The sequence below is a fragment of the Sphaerisporangium sp. NPDC004334 genome, assembly GCF_053602655.1.
The window spans coordinates 11,669-34,231 of record NZ_JBSGDZ010000046.1; the positions used below are offsets into that span (position 1 = coordinate 11,669).

A 22,563-nucleotide genomic window follows, 5' to 3' on the forward strand; every position below is an offset into this window, starting at 1 on the left:
CCGAGGCCATCCGTGTTCGGCGACCGGTATCGCGGTCGTGGCCGGGACCCGGCGACGGCGCCGCCTGGCATGGCCGGAACGCGGAAAGGTGCGCAAGAATGAGGCGAGCCGCCGGAGAAAGCCGAAACAACCTCCCTTGCGGGTTCTGACTCATCGAGGTTGATTTCGTGGCATGCGCACTCGTGTGGGGAAAGCCAATCGTCCTACTCGTCCCGTAGATGGTTCTGTGACGAGAAATCGGGAGTTCCGTCTGCTATGGCTGAGCTTCACCATGTCGGTGGCGGCCGACCAGATCTTCCCGGTCACGGTGACCATCGTGGCCCTCAACGCGGGCGGCACCGCCTCGACCGTCGGCGCGATCTTCACCGGCCGGTGGGTCGCGCTGATCGTGTTCTCCCTCCTGGGCGGGCTGTGGGCGGACCGGCTGCCGCGCCGGACGGTCATGATGGCCTCGCTGGCCTTCCAGGGCTGCGTGGTCGCCGTCGGACTGCACGGCGGCGGGCCCCCGTGGCTGCTGGCGTCCCTGGTCTTCCTCGTCGGGGCGGCGGAGGCGTTCCACCGGCCCGCCTACCAGGCATGCCTGTCGTCGGTGCTCACCCCCGCGCAGCGCCCGGCGGCGGCGGCGCTGATGGCGGTCTCCTGGCGGCTCGGCGCCATCGTCGGACCCGGTCTCGGCGCGTACGTCGTGACCGCCTGGTCTCCCGGCATCGGGTTCCTCGCCGTGATGACGGCCTACCTGCTCGCCCTGCTCCTCCTGTTGCCGCTGCGCGAACCGGCCGTCGCGCCGGCGCGGCGGTCGTCGGCCGTCCGGGAGATCGCCGACGGCCTGTCGGAGGTGTCACGACGGCCGTGGGTCCTGGGAGGCACCCTCGCCATGGCGTTCCAGCACATGTTCGCCATCGCTCCGGCGCAGGTCATGCTGCCCCTGGTCTCCCGCGAGGCTTTCGGCGGCGACGCCGTCTACGGAGCCGCCCTCGCCCTGCTGTCGGTCGGCGGCCTGATGGGCGGGCTGATCAGCATGAGGTGGAGACCGAGCCGGCCCGGGGTGGCCGCGATCTGCGGGGTCGCCATGTACGGCGCCGTGCCGCTCGCGCTGACGTGGCCGGTGTCGCCGCTGATGCTGTACGGGTGCTACATCGCCGCAGGTCTGGGGCTGGAGATCTACGGCGTGCAGTGGGCGGTGAACCTCCAGCGGGAGATCCCGCCGGAGCGCCTGGCCCGGGTGATCTCCGTCGACTGGCTGGTCTCCTCGTCGATGACGCCCCTCGGCCTCATGCTGACCGGCCCGGTGAGCGCGGCGGTCGGCCGGTCGGCGCTGCTAGGGGTCAGCGCGCTGGCCGCGTTCGCCGTGCCGCTCGCCACCCTCTTCCTGCGCGGAATGCCGCGCTTCAGCAGCGACCTGCCCCCGGCCGGCGTGGAGCGCGTTTCCGCGGAGGCGGCGCCCGCCCCGCTGGGAACGCCCTGACTTTCCCGGTGGCGCCCGCGCTTTCGGCACCCGTGACGTTTTCCAAATTACGGTGGGACCGGAATGCGGCCGGAATTCGTGCCGGTCCGCCATATTGTGAAACCTCGACAAGAAAGGATCTATCGCTCTGATTGCCGGCGATCTATTCTGAGGGGCGGTCGGACGGCCGTCGATCAGGTCAAAGAGTCAGCAAGTCGGCAAGTCAGCCGAGCGTGTCGACGAGAAGAGGCAACTCGTGAGCGACATCAGAGACTTCGACGAGAACCACGAGAACAAGGCCGCAGAGGACCCCTGCTCCACCGACGCCGTGAAGATCGAGATCCGCAGGCTGGACCGCCTCGAGACCACCGAACGCCTCAGCAACCCCTCCGGGTCCTGACCGGCCCCTACCGGCGGAGCCGCGACCGGGCCTCGCGCGCGCCCGACCGCGGCTCCGCGCCCCCCTGGGCGTCCACGCCTTCACCGGGGAGGCCGCTTTGCGGTTGCCGAGAGTGAAGCCCGAGCACGCGCCCTACCGTCTCGGCGGCGGCCTGGTCCGCATCGGCGGCGACGTCTACGGGCTGGCCCACGAGATCAAGGACCCGAACGGCTGGGTGTGGACGGCTCTTGCGGCGATGAACGGCACGCGGACCTGCGCCGATGTCACCGCCCTGCTCCTGGCCGGCTTCCCCGAGCTGACCCTGCGCGACGCCGAGTCGATCGTCGCCCAGTTGCTCGGTTCCGGCCACATCGAGGACGCGGGAACGGCGGAGGCGCCCGAACTGACTCCGCGCGAGCGCGACCGGTACGGCCGCGGTCAGGCGTTCTTCCGCTGGGCGGACCTCACTCCGCGGGAGCACGGCTGGGACGCCCAGCTCCGGCTGCGCCGCTCGCGCGTCCTGGTGATCGGCGTCGGCGGCGTGGGCGCCTGCGCCGCGCAGGCCCTCGCGGCCTCCGGGGCGGGGGTGCTGCGCCTGGTCGACGACGACCGGGTCGAGTTGGCCAATCTCAACCGCCAGCTCCTGTTCACCGAGGCCGACATCGGCCGTCCCAAGGTGGAGGCCGCCGTCGAGCGGCTGAGCAGGCTGAACTCCGACATCGAGGTGTCGGGCGCCGTCCTGCGCGTCCGGAGCCAGCGGGACCTCGCGGCCCTGCTGCCGGGGTTCGACGTGGTGGCCATGTGCGCCGACGAGCCCAAAGGAGAAGACGGCATCCGCGTGTGGGCCGGCCGGGCCTGCTTCGCCGCCGGGATCCCCTGGGTGGGCGGCGGCTACAGCGGCCCGCTGGTGACGACGGGCGTCTTCGCCCCCGGCCGCGGAGCCTGCTACGAGTGCATGCAGCGCATCGAGGACCGCAGGCGCGCGGGACCCGGTCACGGCCCGCCAGGGGCCGCGGGCCGTCCCGTCCACCTCGGCGGTCCCGGCGCGATCGCCACTTCGGCCGGGATGTGCGGCCACATGGTCGCCCATGGGGTCATCCGGCTCATCACCGAGGTCCCGCCGGTCACGGCCTGCTATATCCAGGGCGCCAACCTCGTCGCCCCGGAGCAGCCGATCTTCGCCGAGTTCCCGCACGGCGAGCCGGGGTGCGCCGTATGCACGCGGTGACGGGAGCCTCCCGCGTACGGCTCCACCGGCTCAGAACGCGTCGCGACGGTTCCGGCTGGATCATCGGGCGGGTCGAGACCGGCACGTTCGCGTCCTTCCCCGACATCGGCCGGACGGTGATCGACCTGCTGGCCGAGGGCCGGACGGTCGACGAGGTCGCGGCGCGGGTCACCGCCGAGACCGGGACGAGAGTCGACGTGGCCGACTTCTGTGCGGCGCTGACCGACCTGGGGTTCGTGGCGGGCATGGACGGCCGGCCGGTCGCGGACACCGGGCGGCGAAGGCCCTCGCTTCCCTGGCTGAAGCCGCGCCACGTCCGGTGGACGCTGAATCCGGCCGTCCACGCCGGGGTGGGGTCGGTGGTCCTGTGCGGGCTGGTGGTCCTGGCCGTCCGGCCGGAGGTCATGCCGAGTCCCGGCATCATGGCCTGGAGCCGGTTCGGCACCGTCTCGCTGCTCACCCAGGTCGCCATCACCTGGGGGCTGGTGCTGCTGCACGAGCTCGCCCATCTCGGCACTGCCCGGGCCGCCGGGGTGCCCGGGCGGATCACCCTCGGCTCGCGCCTGCAGTTCCTCGTCGTGCAGACCGACGTGTCGGGGGTCTGGGGCGAGGACAGGCGCGTCCGGATGAGCGCCTACCTCGCCGGCATGGCGCTGGACGCGGCCGTCATGGCGGCCGGGCTGACGCTGCTCGCCGTCTGGCCGGGCGAGGGCGGCCCGCACACCGTTGCCGCCATCGTCGTCCTGACCCAGATCGACGCGCTGAGCTTCCAGTTCCTGGTGTTCATGCGGACCGACCTCTACTTCGTCGCCCAGGACCTCGCCGGGTGCCGCAACCTGTACGGCGACGGCGTGGCGTACGGGCGGTTCCTGATCGGCCGCCTGGCGAAGGGGGGTGGGGCGAACCCGCTCGCGGGCTTCCCGCGACGCGAGCGCGTCGCGGTGCGTCTTTACACGGTGCTGCTGGTGGTGGGCACGGCGGCCTGCCTGACCGTGGTCGCGACGCTCATGCTCCCCGCGCTCGCCGCCATCGCGGGGCCCGCGATCGGCACGCTGGTGAACGGCGGCGAGGCGCCGGCCGTCGTGGACGCCGTGGCGGTGGTCGCGGTGCTGGCCGGCGTCCAGGGCCTGTGGGCCTGGACGTGGTGGCGCCGGCACGGGCCGAAGGTCCGCCGATGGTGCGCGTCCGCCGCGGCGGCCCTGACGCCCTCCCGGCGGCACGGCTGACCCGCGGGCACCGGGCCGAAGTCCTGGGCTCCGGCCGCCCGGCCGCCCGGCCGCCCGGGCGACGGGCGGGCTCTCGAAATGGCCGGAGCATGCCGCGACGATTCTCCGGTGCGGCGGGCCCTCTGCCGGGCCGATTCCTTTCGCGGGCACAGCGTGCTCCGCATCTCCCCTTGGCGACAGAATTCCACCATGCGGTGAATCGACCGCTCAATCGCCGGCGCGATGGTATTGAGAAGCCGTTCTCCCGCAGCGCGTCCCGCCATTTCGGCCGTTGCCTCCCGAGAGACCGCTTCATGTCCGTGCCGACACCAAAGTGCAGGTCAACGGCTTACAGGCTGATCAAGACCCTCGATCGCGTCACAGGTTCGTAAGAATCGGTGAATGCCTTCCGCTGTAAGGTCGCAGAAGTCGATCGGACAGTGCGGCGCGCGCGGCCGGCCGGTGGAAATGGCCGACGCCGGAATGCGGGCGCGCGAGAACACCGGAGCGAGGCGGGACGATGGTTCGCCGTAGTGACGGAAAAAGCCTGGAGCGCCGGGCGGAGGAATTCGTGCGCGGCGTCTCCGGGCGCTTCAGCAGCGGGCTGCACTCCGAGCGGACGGCCGCTCAGCTCGGCGTGTGGCTCGGCCTGAGCTTCACGGTGGCCTTGGTCACCGGGCTGGTGAGCCACTTCATGCAGCATCCGCCGGCCTGGCTGCTGTGGCCGTCCCGGCCGGTGAACCTGTACCGGGTCACGCAGGGAGCGCACGTCATCGGCGGGCTGGCGACCATCCCGTTGCTGCTGGCCAAGCTGTGGACGGTCTACCCGCGGCTGTTCCAGTGGCCGCCCTTCCGTTCGGCGCCGCAGGCCGTGGAACGCGCGCTGGTGCTTGCTCTGGTGGGCGGATCGTTGTTCCAGCTGGTCACCGGGCTGCTGAACATCTCTTACGCGTACCTGTGGCCGTTCTCCTTCACCGCGGCGCACTACTGGACGGCCTACCTGGTCTACGGCGCGCTGGTCATCCATGTGGTGAACGAGTGGGCCAAGGTCCGTGCCCGGTTCTGGACGCGGGAACCGGTCGGACCAGGCGACATGGCCCGGCGGCGTTTCCTCGCCACGGTGGCGGCGGCCTCGGGCGTCACCGCCCTGGTCACGGTGGGCGAGACCTATCCGCCTCTCGCCCGGCTGGCCGTGCTCGCGCCGCGCGGCCCGCGCATCGGCCCGCAGGGCGTCCCGGTGAACAAGACCGCGGCCGCGGCCGGGGTGAGCGCGGTCGCCGCGGACGCGGGATACCGGCTCACGGTCACCGGGGCGGTGCGCACTCCCCTGTCCCTCACCTACGCCGACCTGCTGCGGTGGCCGCAGCACACCGCCCGGTTGCCGATCTCGTGCGTGGAGGGTTGGAGCGCGGAGGCGGAGTGGGCCGGGATCCGCCTGCGCGACCTGCTCGCCCGGGCGGGTGCGGCCCCCGACGCCGTGGTCACGGTCGAGTCGCTGGAGCGCGGCGGGGCCTACCGGTCCAGCGAGGTGCGCTCGCCGCACTGGGGCGACCCGCTCACCTTGCTGGCCCTGCGCCTCAACGGCGCCCCGCTCGCACCCGACCACGGCTTCCCCCTGCGTCTCATCGCGCCCGACCGGCCCGGCGTGCTGCAGACCAAGTGGGTCACCAAGGTGGTGGTCACATGAAGCGGCCGGACGGCACCTCTCCCGACGCCCGCACCGAACCGGGCGACTCCTTCCTCGCCGCGATGACAGGGCCCGACGGCGCCTCCTCCGACGCCGTGCACGAGCGGGACGACGCTTCGCGTGCCGGCTCGGGCCGGTGGCGGTGGGCGGGGTACGGCGTCGGAGGCGCGCTGGTCGCCGTCGGGCTGGCGGGTCTCGTGGCGGACGCCCACCACACCGACCCCCTCGGCTGGGCCCTGTGGTTCGGCGGGCTGGTCGCCGCGCACGACGGCGTCCTGGCGCCGCTGGTCGCGGCGGTCGCCGTGCTCACCGGGGCGGTGCGCGAGCCGTACCGGTTCTGGGTGCGCGCCGCGCTGGCCGTGGCCGGCGTGCTCGGCCTGCTCGCGTTGCCGATGGTGCTGGGCATCGGCCGCAGGGCCGACAACCCGTCGCTGCTCCCGCTGGACTACGGGCGCAACCTGCTCCTCGTGCTGGCCGTGATCGCGGTTGCCGCCGCGGCGGCGATGGCCGCGGCCCGGCTGCGAGCCCGGCGAACCGGACGGGCGCGGCCCTTCCGGCGGCGGCGGACGCACTGAGAGCGGGCCGTTCCCCGGCTCGGTCCATATGGTGGGGACGATCTCACGCCCGGTGAAGACGGCGAGGACGGTCTCAGGTCTGCGTAGACGGCGAGGACGGTCTCAGGTCTGCGCAGACGGCGGGGACGGTGTTCGGCTCAGTGGCCGCGGGCCGGACGTCCGTCCCGCACGTCGCGCTGACGGGCGCTGCGCCGGTCGCGGGACGCGGCCGGGGACGCGGCCGGCGCCATCTGGTGGCCGAGGGCTTCGCGCACGGTGGTCAGCGTCGCGGCGAACCGGGTGCCGGGCGCCGACGCGGCGACGTCGCAGGCGTCGGCGAAGGTGTCCACGTCGCGCAGTTCGGGCAGCACGGCCAGGCTCAGCCCCGCCTGGCGCAGGCGCCGTAGCTGGGCCGCTCCGGTGTGGGGCTGCGACATGGGCACGCCGAGCACCAGCGCCGGATCCGGGCGGCGCAGGCCGAGCAGCCAGAACCCGCCGTCCGCGGCGGGCCCGTACACCGCGTCGTGCGAGGCCAGCGCGGCGCGGGCGGCCTCCAGCAGGGGTGAGGTGAGCTGCGGGGTGTCCATGCCGACCAGGACGGTGGGCATCGCGTGCGGCCGGCCGGCGTCGGTGAAGGCCGCCGCCAGCCGCTCGTCCAGCCCGGCCCCGCGTTGCGGGATGACCGTGAACCCAGGGGGCAGCCAGGGCCCCGGCATCCCCTGCAGGGCGAGCACCCGGCGCGGCGTCCGGGTCGCCGCCACCGTGCGCAGGGTGTCCTCCAGGGCGGCGGCCGCTAGCCGGGCGGCCTGCTCGGCCGTGCACGGCGGGCAGAGCCGGGTCTTGACCCGGCCCGGCAGCGGTTCCTTGGCGATGACCAGGACCTGGGTCACGCGTTCTCCCGCATGACCCGCCGCATGTCGCCGATGGCGCGCACCGTCCCGCGCACCGTGCCCGTCACCTTGGAGCGTCCCGCGCGCGGGAGGTAGTCCACCTCGGCCTCGGCGATCCGCCAGCCGGCCGCGGCGGCGCGCAGCACCATCTCCAGCGGGTAGCCGAACCTGCGGTCGCTCAGCCCCAGGGCGAGCAGCGCGTCACGGCGGGCCGCGCGCATCGGGCCGAGGTCGTGCACCCCGGCCCCGGTGCGGCGGCGCAGGCGGCGGGCCAGCAGGGCGTTGGCGGCCCGCGCGTGCGGCGGCCAGGCCCCGGCCGAGCGGGTGATCCGCCGGCCGAGCACCAGGTCGGCGTCTCCGGCCGCGACGGGCTCGGTGACGCGCGGCAGTTGCCGCGGGTCGAGGGAGGCGTCGGCGTCCATGAAGGCGACGATGCCGCTGGTCGCGGCCAGCAGCCCGGCATGGCAGGCGGCGCCGAACCCGCGCCGCGGCTCGACGACCACCTGTGCCCCGAACCCGGCGGCGACCTTCACCGAGCCGTCCGTCGAGCCGTTGTCCACCACGATGGGCCGGCAGCCGGCCGGCATGCGCTCCAGCACCCAGGGGAGGGCGGCCTCCTCGTCCAGGCACGGCAGCACCACGTCGATCTCCATGGGCCGACGCTAAGGCAGGCGCGGCCCGGAGATTCTTACGGTGTGGTGACGCCCGGGAGGCGGTCCCGCCGCCGCGGGCCGTGATGCGGCGAGCCCGGATCGGGTGCGGTGCCGCGGGTACTACTTCCAGGGAAAGGGCACGCGTTCGCCCAGGACAGGGGCGGTTCGCCGCGTGCGCCGTGTCCGCGGCCCCGCGCGGGGCGGTGGCCGGGCGGCCGAAATCGCACTCGGAGGGGGCGCCGTGAGGGTCCTGGGCATGATCTCCGGCACCTCCCACGACGGCATCGACGTGGCGCTGGTCGACTTCGACCCGGCCTACGACGGCGGCACGCTCAGCGGAGTCGTCGAGTTCACCACCGCCACGCCCTACCCGGACCGGCTGCGCGCCCGGCTGATGAACGCGCTGCCCCCGGCGGCGACCACCCTGGCCGAGGTGTGCGCGCTGGACACCCTCATCGGCCAGAGCTTCGCCGGGGCCGCCGCCGAGGCGATCGGACGGGCAGGGCCGGTCGACCTGGTCGTCTCCCACGGGCAGACCGTGTTCCACTGGGTCGAGGGCGCGCACGCTCTCGGCACCCTGCAGATCGGCCAGCCCGCGTGGATCGCCGAGCGCACGGGCACGCCGGTCCTTTCCGACGTGCGCTCCCGCGACGTCGCGGCCGGTGGGCAGGGCGCCCCACTCGTGTGCCTGCTCGACGTCCTGCTGCTGGCCGGGCATCGCGGCACGGCCGCCGCGCTCAACCTGGGCGGCATCGCGAACCTGACGGTGGTGCGCGGCCCCGGCGACGTCGCCGCCTACGACATCGGCCCGGCGAACGCGCTGATCGACGCGGTCGTGGTGAGCCGGGGGCTGAACGAGCGCGGCTTCGACGAGGACGGGCGCGTCGCCGCCTCCGGCACGGTCGACGAGGGCCTTCTGGCGGTCCTGCTCGGCCACCCGTACTACCGGCTGCCCCTCCCCAAGAGCACCGGCAAGGAACTGTTCCACCTGGGCCACATCGAAGAGGCGATGACCAGGGCGGGCGCCCGGCCGGGTTCGGCCGACCTCGTGGCGACCCTCACCGAGCTCACCGTCCGCACGGTCGTCCGGGAGGTGGCCGCGAGCGGCGCCGGCCTGCTCGTCGTCTCGGGCGGCGGTTGCCGCAACCCCGTGCTCATGGACGGTCTGCGCCGCGCGCTCCCCGGCGTGACCGTCCGGCTGAGCGACGCCTACGGCGCCCCCGCCGACGGCAAGGAGGCGATCGCCTTCGCCCTCATCGGCTGGCACACCGCGCACGGCCTGCCGGGATCGGTCCCCGCGGGCACCGGAGCGCGCGCCGCCCGCGTCTTGGGCACCCTCACCCCCGGCGCGGCGCCGCTCGTCCTCCCGTCCCCGGCCCGCGAGGCGCCGCGCGCCCTCACCCTGACCCCGCGGCGCCACGAGCCCGAGACCGGCACCCGAGGCACCGGTCAGCACCCGGGCTCAGTCGGCGGCCGGCACGGGCCGGGGTGACTTCCGGACGCTGAGCAGCAGCAACGAGCCGACCGAGATGACCACCCCGACGGCGATGACCGGCACCAGGGCCGGGTACCCGAACCCGGTGGCCACCAGGCCGAACAACGGGGGGCCGAGCAGCGATCCGAGGCTGCCCGCCTGGGCGATCACGCCGTTGCCGACGTCGGCGTGGTCCAGACGCTCCAGCGTGAGAGGGAGTGCCGCGATGGCGAGCGCGCCCAGCAGCCCGTTCAGCACCGAGACGCCCCCCGCGCCGGCCAGCGCGCCGGCCGGCGAACTGCCGCCGCCGTAGATGAGCCAGGCGGCCGGTACCACCAGTAGCCCGGTCAGCGCCAGGACGCCGACAGGCGTGCCCCGGCGCAGCAGCACGCCCACCGCCAGCCCGCCGGCCACCCCGAGCATCGAGATCACCGAGGTCATGGCGCCGGCGGCGGCGGCCGAGCGCCCGTACTGCTGGATCAGCAGCGTGGGCAGGAGCACGACCACCGGCATGGTCACCAGCACGATCAGGCAGAAGGCTCCCGCCAGGGCGACCGGTCGCGCCAGCGCCCTCGCCCCGGGGACGGGCCCGGACGCCGCGCGCCGCTCCGCCCCGCGCGGCAGGCGCAGCCAGACGGCCGGCGCGGCGAGGAGGGTCAGCCCGGCGATCAGCCCGATCCAGCCGCGCCAGCCCAGGGCGGAGCCGATCGCGCCTCCGGCCAGTGTGCTCACCCCGATGCCCACCGGGACGAACGTCGCCCAGATGGACAGGACGACGCCGCGGTCCCGCTCGTGGGCCAGATGCAGGATCAGCGCCGGGCAGGAGACGGTGACCAGGATGTACCCGATGCCTTCGACGCCCCGGGCGGCCAGCAACCAGGCGAAGTCGCCCGCCGCCACGTTCGCCGCGCCCGCCACCGCGACCAGCGCCAGGCCGCCGACCAGCGACCTCTCGGCGCCCAGGCGGCGGACCAGGTATCCGGCGGGCAGGCCGGCGACGGCCCCCACGCCCACGACGGCCGAGATCACCCAGCCGAGCTGCGGCAGCGACAGCCCGAGCTGGGCCGCCACCGCCGGCCCGACCGAGGCGAACTTGCCCAGGCTCATCGCCGTGACCACCCCGGCGAGGTAGACGACGGCGATCGTCGCCCATCGCGTGCGTCCTTCGGAATCCTCGGGTCGCCGTGATCGGTCCGTCGTTGGCCGGGGGCTCATGAGAGTTCTCCTTCGCGCGACATCACGACGGCCGGACGCGCCATGTCGCGACGGCCGGCGGGCTTACCGGACGGTTTTCCGACTGCGGAAGGACGCCGCGCGCCCGGCACGTTCCCCTCCGATCGGACGCCGTCGCACCCTCCCCGGTCCGATCATCACCGCCCGGGCGGCTCCGCGCCATACCTGCGGGCGTCTCGTGATTGCATGGTATGGACCCGAACATCCAGTCTGAGAGAGGTGTCATGCCTGCGCTGACCCGCAAGGGCGCCGCGACGCGGGAGCGGATACTCCAGGGCGCGGCCGCGCAGATCCGCGAGCACGGGGTGGTAGCGACCACCCTCGACGACGTGCTCGCCAGGACCACGACGAGCAAGAGCCAGTTGTTCCACTACTTCCCGGGCGGCCGGGAGGAGCTGCTGCTGGCCGTGGCCCGCCTCGAGGCCGACCGCGTGCTGGAGGACCAGCAACCCCAGCTGGGTGACCTGTCGTCCTGGCCCGCCTGGTGGCGGTGGCGCGACAAGGTGGTCGAGCGCTACCGCGCCCAGGGCACGCTGTGCCCGCTCAACGCCGTCATGTCGCAGCTCGGCGGCGTCACGCCCGGGGCCCAGGCCGTGGTCACGGAGCTCATGCGCAGCTGGCAGGCCGAGATCGCCGCCGGCGTGCGCCACATGCAGCGGGCCGGCGAGATCGACCGGGCCCTGGACGCCGACCGCGCGGCGGCGGCCCTGCTCGCGGGCGTCCAGGGGGGCGTCCTGATCCAGATGTCCACCGGTTCGACCGCGCACCTGGAGGCCGCCCTGGACATCGGCATCGCCCACCTCGGCGCCGGCGACCGCGGGCCGGCCTGACGGGCCGCGGGCCGACCTGACGGAACGCCGGCGGCGCTCTGACCTGCATTTTTGGACTTGACAGTCCATTTTCAGGTGCGCAAGCTGTGGACCGTATCGGTCCCGCACCGGGAGGCACGCCAGGAATCCCGGCCGCTCGCACGAGCCGGAAAAGGGGCCGCGTACCGCGAGCCGGAAACAGCCGGCACCCGCGAGCCCGCACCCGAACGGAGTGACAGCTCTCATGTCCATGAACCACTACTACCTGCTCGGACGCTCCGGGCTCCGCGTCAGCCGGCTGGCACTCGGCACGATGAACTTCGGCACCGCCGGCTTCCACGCCGCCTACGGCAAGACCGAGGAGGAGGCGCGCACCATCTTCCGCCGCTACCTCGAAGCGGGCGGGAACTTCGTCGACACCGCCGACTTCTACACCGCCGGCCAGAGCGAGACCATCCTCGGCGACCTCATGGCCGAGGCCAAGGTGCGCGACAGGGTCGTGCTCACCACCAAGTTCACCAACAGCGTCGACCCCGGTGACCCGAACGCGGGCGGCAACGGCCGCAAGCACATGATCCGCGCGGTCGAGGCGTCGCTGCGCCGGCTGCGCACCGACTACATCGACCTGTTCCTGCTGCACACCTGGGACCGGATCACCCCCGTCGAAGAGGTCGTGCGGACCTTCGACGACCTCACCAGGGCGGGGAAGATCCGTTACGCGGGCCTGTCGGACGTGCCGGCCTGGTACGCCGCGCGGGCCCAGAGCCACGCCGAGGCGCACTCCCTCGTGCCGATGGTCAGCCTCCAACTGCCCTACTCGCTCATCGACCGGACGATCGAATCGGAGCACGTCCCGATGGGGCGCGAGCTCGGACTGGGGCTCACCGCGTGGAGCCCGCTCGGCGGCGGCTTCCTCACCGGCAAGTACCGCCAGGCCGACCAGGGATTGGCCGGAGAGGGCAGGCTGGGTGAGGCGGGCTCGTCCGGACGCTCCTACACCGATCGGGAATGGCGGCTGCTGGCGACGCTCGAGAGGGTGGCCGGCAAGCTCGGGGTGACGATGGCCCAGGTGGCGGTCAACTGGGTCGCCACCCAGCCCGGCATCGCCTCGGCGATCGTCGGGGTGAGCAGCGCGGGCCAGCTCGACGCCAACCTGGCCGCGCTCGACTTCGAACTGCCGGCCGAGCTCCGCGCCGAGCTGGACGAGGCGAGCTCGGTGGCCCTGCCGTCGGTCTACCAGATGTTCACGCCCGGCTACCAGAGCTGGCTGATCAGTCCCGGCGTCAAGGTCGCCGACAAGCCGGCCGATTACGCCCCCGTGGTGCGGAACTGGACGGCCGACGCGACCGGTTGATCCTCCAGGTGCGCTTCGATCACCGGGCCGGGCCGGACGGGCGCCGGGAGGCGTCCGCCCCGGCCCCCGTCAGCGCGGACGGCCGCCGGCACTGGATCACCGCCACGCCGAGCGGCGCGAGTGCGACATCGCCGGCGACCGGGGCTCCGGTCAGCAGATCGGTTCCGGGACGGGGGAGCGGGACGGTGGCGGCGTCCGCGCCGTGGTTGAGCAGGAACAGGTACTCGTGCCGCTCGTCCTCGCGCACCGCGCACTCGACATGGGCCGGGACGTCGCGGAAGCGGCTCTCCACGCCCGCCGCCTCCACCTCCGCGAGCAGCACGCCCGCGAAGGCGTCCTGTTCCAGCAGGGTCGCGACGTAGACCACCCGCCCGGCGCCGTAGGCGTTCGCGACGACCGCGGCCCGGCCCTTGAGCAGCCCGTCGGTGTAGGTCGCCAGCGCCGTCCCGGTCTCCAGATAGAGGTCCTCGCGCCACCACGTCGCGGTCGTCGTGCGGCCGTCGGCGAAGCGGACGGCGAACTCCTCGCCGGGACGCGCCGGCCAGTACTCGTCGATCTTGGCGCCGATGAGGTCGCGGAACGCGCCCGGATAGCCGTTCGAGCGCACGCGGTTGGACTCGTCCACGACGCCGGAGAACAAGGACATCACGACGGTGCCGCCGGAGCGGGCGAAGGCGGTGACGGCCTGGACGCCCTGGTCGTCGATGAGGTAGGCGTTGGGCACGACCAGCACCTTGTACGCGCCGAGGTCGCCGCCGGGTGGCACCACGTCGACGGCATGGTGGTGCTCCCACAGGGGCGTGTAGTGGCGCATCACGGTGTCGGCGTAGCTGAAGTCGTTGCGCGGCAGCCCGCCGACCTCCTCAAGGCCCCACCAGCCGTTCCAGTCGAACAGGACGGCGATGTCGGCGCGGGTGGCGGCGCCCGCCACCGGCGCGAGCAGCTTGATCTCGCCGCCGAGACCGGTGACCTCGCGGAAGGTGCGCGAGCCCGGCCCCGAGTGGGGCAGCATCGCCGAGTGGAAGCGTTCCTGCCCGCCCCGGCCGGCGCGCCACTGGAAGAACATCACCGCGTCGGCGCCGCGCGACACCGCCTGGAGCGACCCGAGCCGCATCCGCCCCGGCTCCTTGACCACGTTCAGCCGCCACTGGCTGACCGCGCTCGCGGCCTGCTCCATCAGCACCCAGGGCCGGCCGCCCTTGAGGGAGCGGAACAGGTCGAACTGGAAGGCCGCCGACACGTGCGAGTCGGGCCGGGCGGGATCGGGGTAGATGTCCAGGGCCGCCGCGTCCTCCTCGCGTGCCCACCTCCAGTAGTCGGCGTGCCGGTAGAAGGACATGAAGTTGGTCACGACCGGGATGTCGGCGCGGAAGGAGCGGACGATGTTGCGTTCGGCGATGTAGCACTCGAGCAGCGCGTCAGAGGTGAAGCGCTTGAAGTCGAGGATGCGGCTCGGGTTCATCCAGGTCCGGGGGATGCTCGGGACCTCGATCTGGTCCCAGTCGGTGTAGACCTGCCCCCAAAAGCGGGTGGTCCAGGCGTCGTTGAGCGTGCCGAGGTCGCCGTAGCGCTGCCGGAGCCACCGCCGGAAGTTGACCGAGGCCGCCTCGTTGTAGGCCGTGGGGCCGTACTCGTTGCCGATGTGCCACATGGCGAGGGCCGGGTGGAAGGAGTAGCGCCGGGCGAGCCGGGTGGTGATGGCGGCCGCGTGCTCGCGGTAGATCGGTGAGGAGGGGTCGTAGTGCAGGCGGTTCCCGAAGCCGAACGACTCGCCGTCGGCCATGACCGGGAAGACCTCCGGGTGCTCGCGGGTCAGCCAGACGGGCGGCGCGGCGGTGGGGGTGGCGAGGTCGACGCCGATGCCGGCCTGGTGGAGCAGGTCCATGACCTCGTCCATCCAGCCGAACTCGTACTTGCCGGGCTCGGGTTCCAGCGAGGCCCACGCGAACACGCCGAGCGAGACGAGGTTCACCCCGGCCTCGCGCATGAGCCGGACGTCCTCCCGCCAGACGGAAGGGTCCCACTGCTCGGGGTTGTAGTCGCCGCCGAACGCCATTCCGCCGACGCGCCGGCTGAAGGCGCGCATGCGGGCGTCGCTCACCTGAGCGCTCCCGCCGCGGCGACCGCCATGAGGGGGATGGGATTCTTCCTGCATGCGGGACATGAAAGGCTCCGTGCTGCCGTGGTGGGATCCCGGGAACGGTGATGTGGCGGGCCTGACAGGGGGAATGTTCGCCACAACCGCGGTGGGCCGCAAGTGAGGCACCGCTTCGCTGCCTGGATGCTAGGCAGGGCCACGTGGAGCGTCAACAACGACCGGATGAACCTGCCGCTCACCGTGTACGGCCGCCGCCGAGGAGCGTCGCTGCCGAAACTTTCGGAGTACCCTCGCCCGCGTCGCCCGCGGGCCGGAGGCGTCGGCGGCAACTCCCATGGGGGGAGCGATGCCGGTCATCGCCGTCTGACAACGCCCTTGACCGGGAGCTACCGAGCGCTTAGGTTTCCGCGGTGTCGATGGATCATCCCGAAAGTTTCGAAGTCCGCCCGGCCGCTCATGACGATCCGCCCCCGGTCCACCCGGCGTGGCTGCCGCCGGAGGCGTTCCGGCCGATCGGCTCGCGCCGCACCCTCGTGTGCGGCGGCGGCCCGCTCGCCGAGACCGTGCACGACGAGGTGGCGCGGGCCTGCGCCCGGTACGGCGGCGGTGTGCGGCACTCGGCGCCCGGCACGACGGGCGACCGATCCCCGTGCGCCGACGCCGGGGGCGACGCGGACGTTCCGGGCGGCGCGGAGGAGGGGTCCTTCGATCTGGTCCTCGCGCTCATCGGGGCCGAGCCCGTGCCGGACGCCGTGCGGAAACTGCGGACGGAGTGGCCTGACCACGGGGGCGACGACCGCCCGATCGGGGAGGAGGGGTTCGTCACCGCCCGCCACGACGGCGTCACGGTCGTGCTCGCCGACGAGCCGGCCGGGCTGCTCTACGGCCTGTTCCACCTCGTGCGACTCGGTGAGCGGGCCTTCGGCGCCGCCCGGCCGCGGGAGCTTCACCGGCCCGCGACGCGGCGGCGCATGCTCGACCACTGGGACAACGTCGCGGTGCATCCGGTGATGGGCCAGGTCGAGCGCGGGTACGCGGGCGGATCGATCTTCTGGCGGGACGGCGCCCTGACCGGCGACCTCGCCCGGGTCGGGGCCTACGCGCGGCTGCTGGCCGCGTGCGGGGTGAACGCCGTCACGGTGAACAACGTCAACGTGCACGCCGCCGAGGCCCGCCTGCTGACCGACCGGCTCGGCGACGTCGCCGCGATCGCCGACCGGTTGCGGCCCTACGGCGTCCGGGTGCACCTGTCGGTCGGGTTCGCCTCGCCCGTCGTCCTGGCCGGGCTGCCGACCGCCGACCCGCTGGACCACGACGTGCGTGCGTGGTGGGCGCGGGCCGCGGAACGGGCCTACCAGGCGATCCCCGACCTGGGGGGATTCGTGGTCAAGGCCGACTCGGAGGGACAGCCGGGCCCGTTCGCCTACGGGCGCAGCCACGCCGACGGCGCGAACACGCTCGCCGACGCCCTGGCGCCGTTCGGCGGGGTGGTCCACTGGCGCGCCTTCGTGTACGACCACCGGCAGGACTGGCGCGACCGGTCGACCGACCGGGCCCGCGCGGCGTGTGACCACTTCGCCCCGCTCGACGGACTGTTCCGCGACAACGTGATCCTCCAGGTGAAGCACGGCCCGATGGACTTCCAGCCGCGGGAGCCGGTCTCTCCCCTCCTCGCTGCCATGCCGCGCACCCGCCTGGCCGTGGAAGTCCAGGTGACCCAGGAGTACACCGGCCAGCAGCGGCACGTGTGCTACCTCGCCCCCATGTGGAGCGAGGTGCTGGCCTTCCGTCCCTGGGGGACCGCGGGCCCCGCCGTGGCGCACATCGTCGCCGGCGCGACGGCGGACGACGCGGCGCGGGAGGGCGGCGGCCTCGTCGGGGTGTCCAACGTGGGCGACGACCACTTCTGGACCGGCCACCCGCTCGCGCAGGCCAACCTGTACGCCTTCGGCCGGCTCGCGTGGGCGCCCCGGGCGGACCCGGTCGCCATCCTCGACGAGTGGATCGACCTGACCTTCGCGTCATCGAAGACCGGCGAGATCGGCGAGACCAGCGACGCGGGCGAGAGAGGCGACGCGAGCGAGAGTGGCAAGGCCGCGCGGCTGCGGCGCACGCTGCACGCGATCATGGACGGCTCGTGGCGCACCTACGAGCGGTACGCCGCGCCGCTCGGCGTCGGGTTCATGGTGCGTCCCGGGCATCACTACGGCCCCGACGTGGACGGGTACGAGTACACGCCGTGGGGCACCTACCACTTCGCCGACCGCGACGGCGTCGGCGTGGACCGCACCCGTGCCACCGGCACCGGCTTCACCGGCCAGTATCCGCAGCCCTGGTCGCAGGTGTACGAGTCGGCCGAGCGGTGCCCGGACGAGCTGCTGTTGTTCTTCCACCATGTGCCCTACGGGCATGTGCTGCAGGACGGGTCCACCGTCATCCAGCACATCTACGACACCCACTTCGCCGGGGTGGAACAGGCCGCCGAGGCCCGGTCGCTGTGGGCCGGTCTGGCCGGCGCCGGGTCGGTGCCCGCCGGCCTGCACGCCCGGGTGCGGGAGCTGTTCGACGAGCAGCTCCGGTGCGCGGAGGAGTGGCGCGACCAGATCAACGCCTATTTCTTCCGCAAGTCGGGAGTGCCGGACGCCCGGGGGCGCCGCATCCACTGACACCGAAGGCCTGGCGAGGAAACCTCGCGACGGCGCCGAAAACGCGGGTCACCGGCGTGAGGTCCGGTGAATAGCCGCGACCGTCTTCCCGTAGACCCCGCCGAAAGGCTATATAGCATGTTTACGGGGCGTTCAATAAAGGCTTCCGGTCGTGTGAGATCCGAGGTTCGCGAAGCGGACAAGGGAGGAAGTGCTGTGGGTGGACGGGAGCGTCGTGCCACGGTCGCCGACGTCGCCGCACTGGCCGGGGTGTCGGTGGGCACCGCCTCCAAGGCGCTCAACGGGCGCGGGTCGCTGCGGGAGGAGACCCGCACGCGGGTCAAGGAGGCCGCCCGGCAGTTGAACGTGCTGGTCGGCCCGGCCGGCCGCGGCGTCGCCTCCGGCCGCACCTACACCGTCGGCATGATCACCACCGACCGCATGGGACGCATCAGCCTCCCGGTTCTGATGGGCGCCGAGGACGCGCTGGGCGCCGGGCAGATGTCGGTCTTTCTGTGCGACGGGCGCGACGACCCCATCCGCGAGCAGTACTACCTCAAGACCCTGCTGAGCCGCCGCGTCGACGGGATCATCGTCACCGGGCGGCGCACCCGGCCGCGGGCGCCCATCGGCGCGAACCTCCCCGTGCCCGTCGTGTACGCCTACATCGGCTCCACCGATCCGCGTGACTGCACCGTCGAGCCCGACGAGGCCGGGGGCGTCCGCAAGGGCATCGAGCACCTGCTGGCCATCGGCCGCACGCGCATCGCGCACATCGCCGGCCCGGAGCAGCACAACTCCTCCCGGCTGCGCAGCGCCGCGGCGGCCGACCGGCTGGCGGAGGAGGGCCTGGAACTGGTGACGCCCCCGATGTTCGGCGCCTGGACCGAGACCTGGGGGCGCCAGGCCGTCGGCATCCTGCTGTCCAGCCGCATCGAGTTCGACGCGGTGTTCTGCGGCAACGACCAGATCGGCCGCGGAGCCGCCGACGCGTTGCGCGCCGCGGGGCGCCGCGTGCCCGAGGACGTGGCGATCCTGGGGTTCGACAACTGGGACATCATGGCCGAGTACTCCCAGCCGCCGCTGACCAGCATCGACATGAACCTCACGGGGCTCGGTCGCTCGGCGGCCCACATCCTGCTCGCCGGCATCAACGGCAATCCCTCGCCCGGCCGCCATCTGTACCCCTGCGACCTGGTCATCCGCGAGTCGACCACCGTTCCCCTGCTGTCGGCGCCGCGCACCTCCGAAGTCCGGCCCGCCGACCTGCGGCCGGAGGCGTCCGTGGCCGGCCTCACCGGTCATGGGATGCCCCTGGCCGGTGACGTGCCGCACGCCTCGGCGGGGTAGGCGCCGGAGCGCCGCCTCCGGCCGGCCGATCAGGTCGACGCGCCGGTTTCGGGCCGTCGCCGGGATGAAACGTTCAGATCGGCGTTGACACTTCAAAGCGCTCGTAACTATGTTGAACCGAAAAAGTGATCGATCACTTTACCGTCTCCTGAGGGAGCATCCGTGTCGGAGTCGTCGTCCCCGGTTCGCGTCGCCGTCGTCGGCGCGGGCGGCATCGCCCGCGTCGCCCACCTGCCCGCCCTCGCCGCGGCGGGCGACGCCGTACAGGTCGTCGCCGTGTGCGACGTCGACTCCGGCCGGGCGGACGAGCTGGCCGAAGCCCACGGCGTCCCGGGCCGGTACACCGTCCTGGCGGACATGCTGGCCCGCGAGAGCCCCGATCTCGTAGTCGTCGCGACGCCGCCGGTCGCGCACCGCGAGGCCGTGCTGGCGAGCCTGGACGCCGGCGCGTGGGTGTGGTGTGAGAAACCGCCGACGCTGTCGCTGGCGGAGTACGACGAGATCACCTCCCGCGAGCGGGACGGCGGGCCGTACGCCGCCTACGTCTTCCAGCACCGCTTCGGCGGCGCCGCGCGGCGGCTGCGCCGGCACATCGCCGACGGCGAGCTCGGCCGGCCGCTGGTCGCGGTGTGCAACACGCTCTGGTACCGCGGGCACGACTACTTCGAGGTGCCGTGGCGCGGCAGGTGGGAGACCGAGGGCGGCGGGCCCACCATGGGCCACGGCATCCACCAGATGGACCTGCTGCTCCACCTGCTCGGCGACTGGCACGAGGTGCACGCCGTGGCGGCCACACTCGATCGGCGGGTGCAGACCGAAGACGTGTCGTTCGCGATCGTCCGCTTCGCCTCCGGCGCCATCGGCTCGATCGTCAACAGCCTGCTGTCTCCCCGCGAGACGAGCTACCTGCGCCTGGACTTCACCGACGCCACCGTCGAGGTGGAGCACCTCTACGGCTACGACGACTCCCACTGGCGGTGGACGCCCGCGCCGCACGTCACCGACACGGGCAGGATCGCCGGCTGGGCGCCGGCCGAGAACACGCCCAGCTCGCACCGCGCCCAGCTCGCCGCCCTGCTGGCCGCCATGGCGGCCGGCGAACGCCCTCCGGCCGCCGGCGCCGACGGCAGGCGCGTCCTTGAGCTGATCACCGGGATGTACCAGTCGGCCCTGACCGGACGCCCGGTCACCCGGGCCGAGCTCGACGAGGGCAACCCCTTCTACCACTCGCTCAACGGCGGCGACCCGTCGAACGCCACCGACCGCCTGCACCATGAGGAGACCAGCCGTGCCTGAGCCCGCCCTCACCGTCCGCGACGCGGACAAATCCCTGATCGTCACCGCCGGAGACGTGCGGATCGCGCACTACGTCTACCACCCGGACGCGCCCGGCGCCGAGGCGCCCAAGCCCTACCTGCATCCCATCCGCAGCCTCACCGGCGCGCCCATGTCGGTCCACCGACCATGGGACCACCGCTGGCACAAGGGACTGCAGATGACCTGGGCCCATCTGTCCGGGCAGAACTTCTGGGGCGGCCCGAGCTTCTCGGCGGAGAGCGGCTACCAGTGGCAGGACAACCTCGGTCACATCGATCATGCCGACTTCACCGAGGTCTCCGGCGACGGCCGGCGGGTCACGGTCGAGGAGACCCTGCACTGGGTCACGGCGGCGGGCGAGCGGTGGATCGCCGAGCGGCGCCGCCAGGTGTTCCACGGCGTGGACGCCGCCCGCGGCATCTGGGCGCTGGACTTCACGACGCGGCTGCGCAACGTCCGCGGCGCGGCCCTGGAGTTCGGCAGCCCCACCACCCACGGCCGGCCGGCGGCCGGTTACGCGGGGTTCTTCTGGCGCGGTCCCCGGTCGTGGACGCAGGGCACGATCATCGGCGCCGGCGGGCGGGGCGGGGAGGAGATGATGGGCGCGGAGGCCGCGTGGCTGGCCCTGGCCGGCCGGCACGACGAGATCGACGGAGGCGGCACCGTGCTCGCCGTGGCCGGGCGGTCAAGCGCGCCGGTGCCGATCAAGTGGTTCGTGCGCCGGGAGCCGTTCGCCGTGATCAGCCCATCTCCCGCCTTCGACGAGGAGTTCACGCTGGCCGACGGGGAGGTCCTGGAGCTCGCGCACCGCTATGTCTTCATCGACCGCCTCTGCGAGCGCGCCGAACTCGACGACCTCGGCGCGGAGTTCGCGCTGTGACCCCGCTCGTCCCGCCGCCCTTCCCGCCTCTCGTCCGCCGCCCTTCCCGCCGGTCATCGACGGGCGGACGGCGGCGGGCCCACCGTCTCGCGGAGGATGATGCGGTTGATCGACCGTACCGACGGCGGCGGGGCGGGCTCGCCGCGGACCTCCGCGATGAGCTTGGCCATGGCCTCCCGTCCCTGGACCTCGCGATCGACGGCCACCGTGGACAGCGAGGGAGTGGCGAAGCGCCCCATCTCCTCGTCGTCCCAGCCGAACACGCTGACGTCCTCGGGAACCCGCCAGCCGCGCGAGAGGGCGGCGCGTACGGCGCCCATGGCGACGTGGTCGTTCGCGGCGATGATGGCGGTCACGCCGCTCGCCTCGGGAAGGCGGCGGACCGCGTCGTGGCCCGACTGGGCGGTCCAGTTGCCGATGGCGACGCCGTAGGAGGTGAGCCCGCGGCGCTGGATGGTCTCCTCGTAGACCAGCTTGCGGTTGCGCGCCGAGGTGAAGTTCTGCGCGCCCGCGATGTGGAAGAAGACCCTGTGGCCCAGCGACGCGAGATGCTCGATGATCTCGCGCACCGGGGACGCGTCCGCGAGCTCGTTGACGCCGCGCAGGTCGTCGTCGTAGGCCCCGGTGGCGACGATGGGCACCGGCGACGCCGCGGGGGCGATCTCCAGCGGCGTCAGGGACAGGATGCCCTCGACCTGTCCCGAGCCCGCGAGCTCCAGCGTGCGCTCGGCCCGGGCGCGGGGATCGCCCTCGACGCTGACGACCTCCAGCTGGAAGCCCTCGGCGTGCGCGGCCGCCGAGGCGGCGCTGAGCAGGCGCGCCGGCCACAGGTAGGTGGAGGCGGGCAGGGTGATCGCCAGCCGGTTGGTGCGGCGGGTGCGCATGGAGCGCGCCAGCAGGTTCGGCCGGTAGTTGAGCTCGGCGACGACCAGGTCGATCTTCTTGCGGGTCTCGGGCTTCAACCCCTCGTTGTGGCGGAAGTACCGGGAGACGGTCTGGTGGGAGACGCCGGCTCGCCGGGCCACCTCGTGGATGGTGATGCGCGGCGTCTCAGCCTGGCCCACGGGACCCTCCTTCGCTCCGCCGAACAGCCTAGCCGGTGGCGGACGGACCACCGTTGACACCATAGTGATCGATCACTACCATACGGCGGCAAGCAGGGTGATCGATCACTCCATATCGGGTCCGGCCCCTGGACGTCGTGGGCGCGCCGATGGCCGCCCGGTCTTCGAAAGTTTCAGGAAAACCGCCGCAGAACCAGGTCCAACCCATGGAAACGAGTCCATGGGCAGCGGCCGATCGGGCGAGGAAATAGCAGTTGATGACCCCCTTGACATGTTTCCTTGCTCCCCCTTACGTTGCC

18 protein-coding genes are annotated in these 22,563 nt (G+C 73.0%); 13 read left to right on the top strand and 5 right to left on the bottom strand.

Annotated features, from left to right (window positions below):
- The first annotated feature begins 226 nt into the window (after positions 1-226).
- From ACWEN6_RS38005 to ACWEN6_RS38030, 6 genes are all read left to right on the top strand, one after another.
- A complete protein-coding gene (locus ACWEN6_RS38005) occupies positions 227-1,465 on the top strand; it encodes an MFS transporter (protein ID WP_452576814.1) in 1,239 nt (412 codons plus the stop codon).
- Positions 1,466-1,700: 235 nt separating this feature from the next.
- Positions 1,701-1,844 carry a hypothetical protein gene (locus tag ACWEN6_RS38010; protein WP_354843022.1) on the top strand — a complete coding sequence of 48 codons (144 nt, stop codon included), beginning with the start codon at positions 1,701-1,703 and terminating at the stop codon, positions 1,842-1,844.
- A gap of 97 nt (positions 1,845-1,941) precedes the next feature.
- The gene (locus ACWEN6_RS38015; protein ID WP_452576815.1) at positions 1,942-3,051 is read left to right on the top strand and encodes a HesA/MoeB/ThiF family protein; all 1,110 of its coding nucleotides are present in this window, start codon (positions 1,942-1,944) and stop codon (positions 3,049-3,051) included.
- Positions 3,039-4,277, top strand: a complete 1,239-nt coding sequence (locus ACWEN6_RS38020) for a hypothetical protein (RefSeq protein ID WP_452576816.1) — start codon at positions 3,039-3,041, stop codon at positions 4,275-4,277. Before ACWEN6_RS38015 ends, ACWEN6_RS38020 begins: the two co-directional genes overlap by 13 nt.
- 499 nt (positions 4,278-4,776) lie before the next feature.
- Complete coding sequence (locus ACWEN6_RS38025; protein ID WP_452576817.1) at positions 4,777-5,943, top strand: molybdopterin-dependent oxidoreductase; 1,167 nt, start codon at positions 4,777-4,779, stop codon at positions 5,941-5,943.
- Positions 5,940-6,518 (top strand): hypothetical protein, encoded by a 579-nt coding sequence (locus ACWEN6_RS38030; RefSeq protein WP_452576818.1) that lies wholly within the window; start codon positions 5,940-5,942, stop codon positions 6,516-6,518. The genes ACWEN6_RS38025 and ACWEN6_RS38030 overlap by 4 nt, the downstream gene beginning before the upstream one ends.
- Positions 6,519-6,655: 137 nt before the next feature.
- On the opposite strand, the gene ACWEN6_RS38035 is transcribed toward ACWEN6_RS38030, so the two are convergent.
- A complete protein-coding gene (locus tag ACWEN6_RS38035) occupies positions 6,656-7,387 on the bottom strand; it encodes a TIGR04282 family arsenosugar biosynthesis glycosyltransferase (RefSeq protein WP_452576819.1) in 732 nt (243 codons plus the stop codon).
- Positions 7,384-8,040 (bottom strand): glycosyltransferase family 2 protein, encoded by a 657-nt coding sequence (locus ACWEN6_RS38040; protein WP_452576820.1) that lies wholly within the window; start codon positions 8,038-8,040, stop codon positions 7,384-7,386. The genes ACWEN6_RS38035 and ACWEN6_RS38040 overlap by 4 nt, the downstream gene beginning before the upstream one ends.
- 241 nt (positions 8,041-8,281) lie before the next feature.
- Between ACWEN6_RS38040 and ACWEN6_RS38045 the strand changes: the two genes are divergently transcribed.
- On the top strand, positions 8,282-9,532 hold the full coding sequence (locus ACWEN6_RS38045; RefSeq protein ID WP_452576821.1) for an anhydro-N-acetylmuramic acid kinase: 1,251 nt from the start codon (positions 8,282-8,284) through the stop codon (positions 9,530-9,532).
- On the opposite strand, the gene ACWEN6_RS38050 is transcribed toward ACWEN6_RS38045, so the two are convergent.
- Positions 9,503-10,729 carry an MFS transporter gene (locus tag ACWEN6_RS38050; RefSeq protein ID WP_452576822.1) on the bottom strand — a complete coding sequence of 409 codons (1,227 nt, stop codon included), beginning with the start codon at positions 10,727-10,729 and terminating at the stop codon, positions 9,503-9,505. The genes ACWEN6_RS38045 and ACWEN6_RS38050 overlap by 30 nt on opposite strands.
- Positions 10,730-10,971: 242 nt before the next feature.
- Between ACWEN6_RS38050 and ACWEN6_RS38055 the strand changes: the two genes are divergently transcribed.
- Both ACWEN6_RS38055 and ACWEN6_RS38060 read left to right on the top strand, forming a co-directional pair.
- On the top strand, positions 10,972-11,577 hold the full coding sequence (locus ACWEN6_RS38055; protein WP_452576823.1) for a TetR/AcrR family transcriptional regulator: 606 nt from the start codon (positions 10,972-10,974) through the stop codon (positions 11,575-11,577).
- A gap of 223 nt (positions 11,578-11,800) precedes the next feature.
- Positions 11,801-12,910, top strand: coding sequence for an aldo/keto reductase (locus ACWEN6_RS38060; RefSeq protein WP_452576824.1), 1,110 nt, complete (start codon positions 11,801-11,803; stop codon positions 12,908-12,910).
- Between the two features lie 19 nt (positions 12,911-12,929).
- On the opposite strand, the gene ACWEN6_RS38065 is transcribed toward ACWEN6_RS38060, so the two are convergent.
- Positions 12,930-15,011, bottom strand: coding sequence for a beta-galactosidase (locus ACWEN6_RS38065; protein ID WP_452576825.1), 2,082 nt, complete (start codon positions 15,009-15,011; stop codon positions 12,930-12,932).
- 413 nt (positions 15,012-15,424) lie between these two features.
- Between ACWEN6_RS38065 and ACWEN6_RS38070 the strand changes: the two genes are divergently transcribed.
- From ACWEN6_RS38070 to ACWEN6_RS38085, 4 genes are all read left to right on the top strand, one after another.
- A complete protein-coding gene (locus ACWEN6_RS38070) occupies positions 15,425-17,674 on the top strand; it encodes an alpha-glucuronidase (RefSeq protein WP_452576826.1) in 2,250 nt (749 codons plus the stop codon).
- Positions 17,675-17,869: 195 nt separating this feature from the next.
- Positions 17,870-19,003: a LacI family DNA-binding transcriptional regulator gene (locus tag ACWEN6_RS38075; RefSeq protein ID WP_452576827.1), complete on the top strand. Its 1,134-nt coding sequence runs from the start codon at positions 17,870-17,872 to the stop codon at positions 19,001-19,003.
- Positions 19,004-19,165: 162 nt separating this feature from the next.
- On the top strand, positions 19,166-20,299 hold the full coding sequence (locus ACWEN6_RS38080) for a Gfo/Idh/MocA family protein (RefSeq protein ID WP_452576828.1): 1,134 nt from the start codon (positions 19,166-19,168) through the stop codon (positions 20,297-20,299).
- Positions 20,292-21,200 (top strand): DUF6807 domain-containing protein, encoded by a 909-nt coding sequence (locus ACWEN6_RS38085; protein WP_452576829.1) that lies wholly within the window; start codon positions 20,292-20,294, stop codon positions 21,198-21,200. The genes ACWEN6_RS38080 and ACWEN6_RS38085 overlap by 8 nt, the downstream gene beginning before the upstream one ends.
- Positions 21,201-21,253: 53 nt before the next feature.
- On the opposite strand, the gene ACWEN6_RS38090 is transcribed toward ACWEN6_RS38085, so the two are convergent.
- The gene (locus ACWEN6_RS38090) at positions 21,254-22,264 is read right to left on the bottom strand and encodes a LacI family DNA-binding transcriptional regulator (protein ID WP_354842976.1); all 1,011 of its coding nucleotides are present in this window, start codon (positions 22,262-22,264) and stop codon (positions 21,254-21,256) included.
- Positions 22,265-22,563 lie beyond the last annotated feature (299 nt).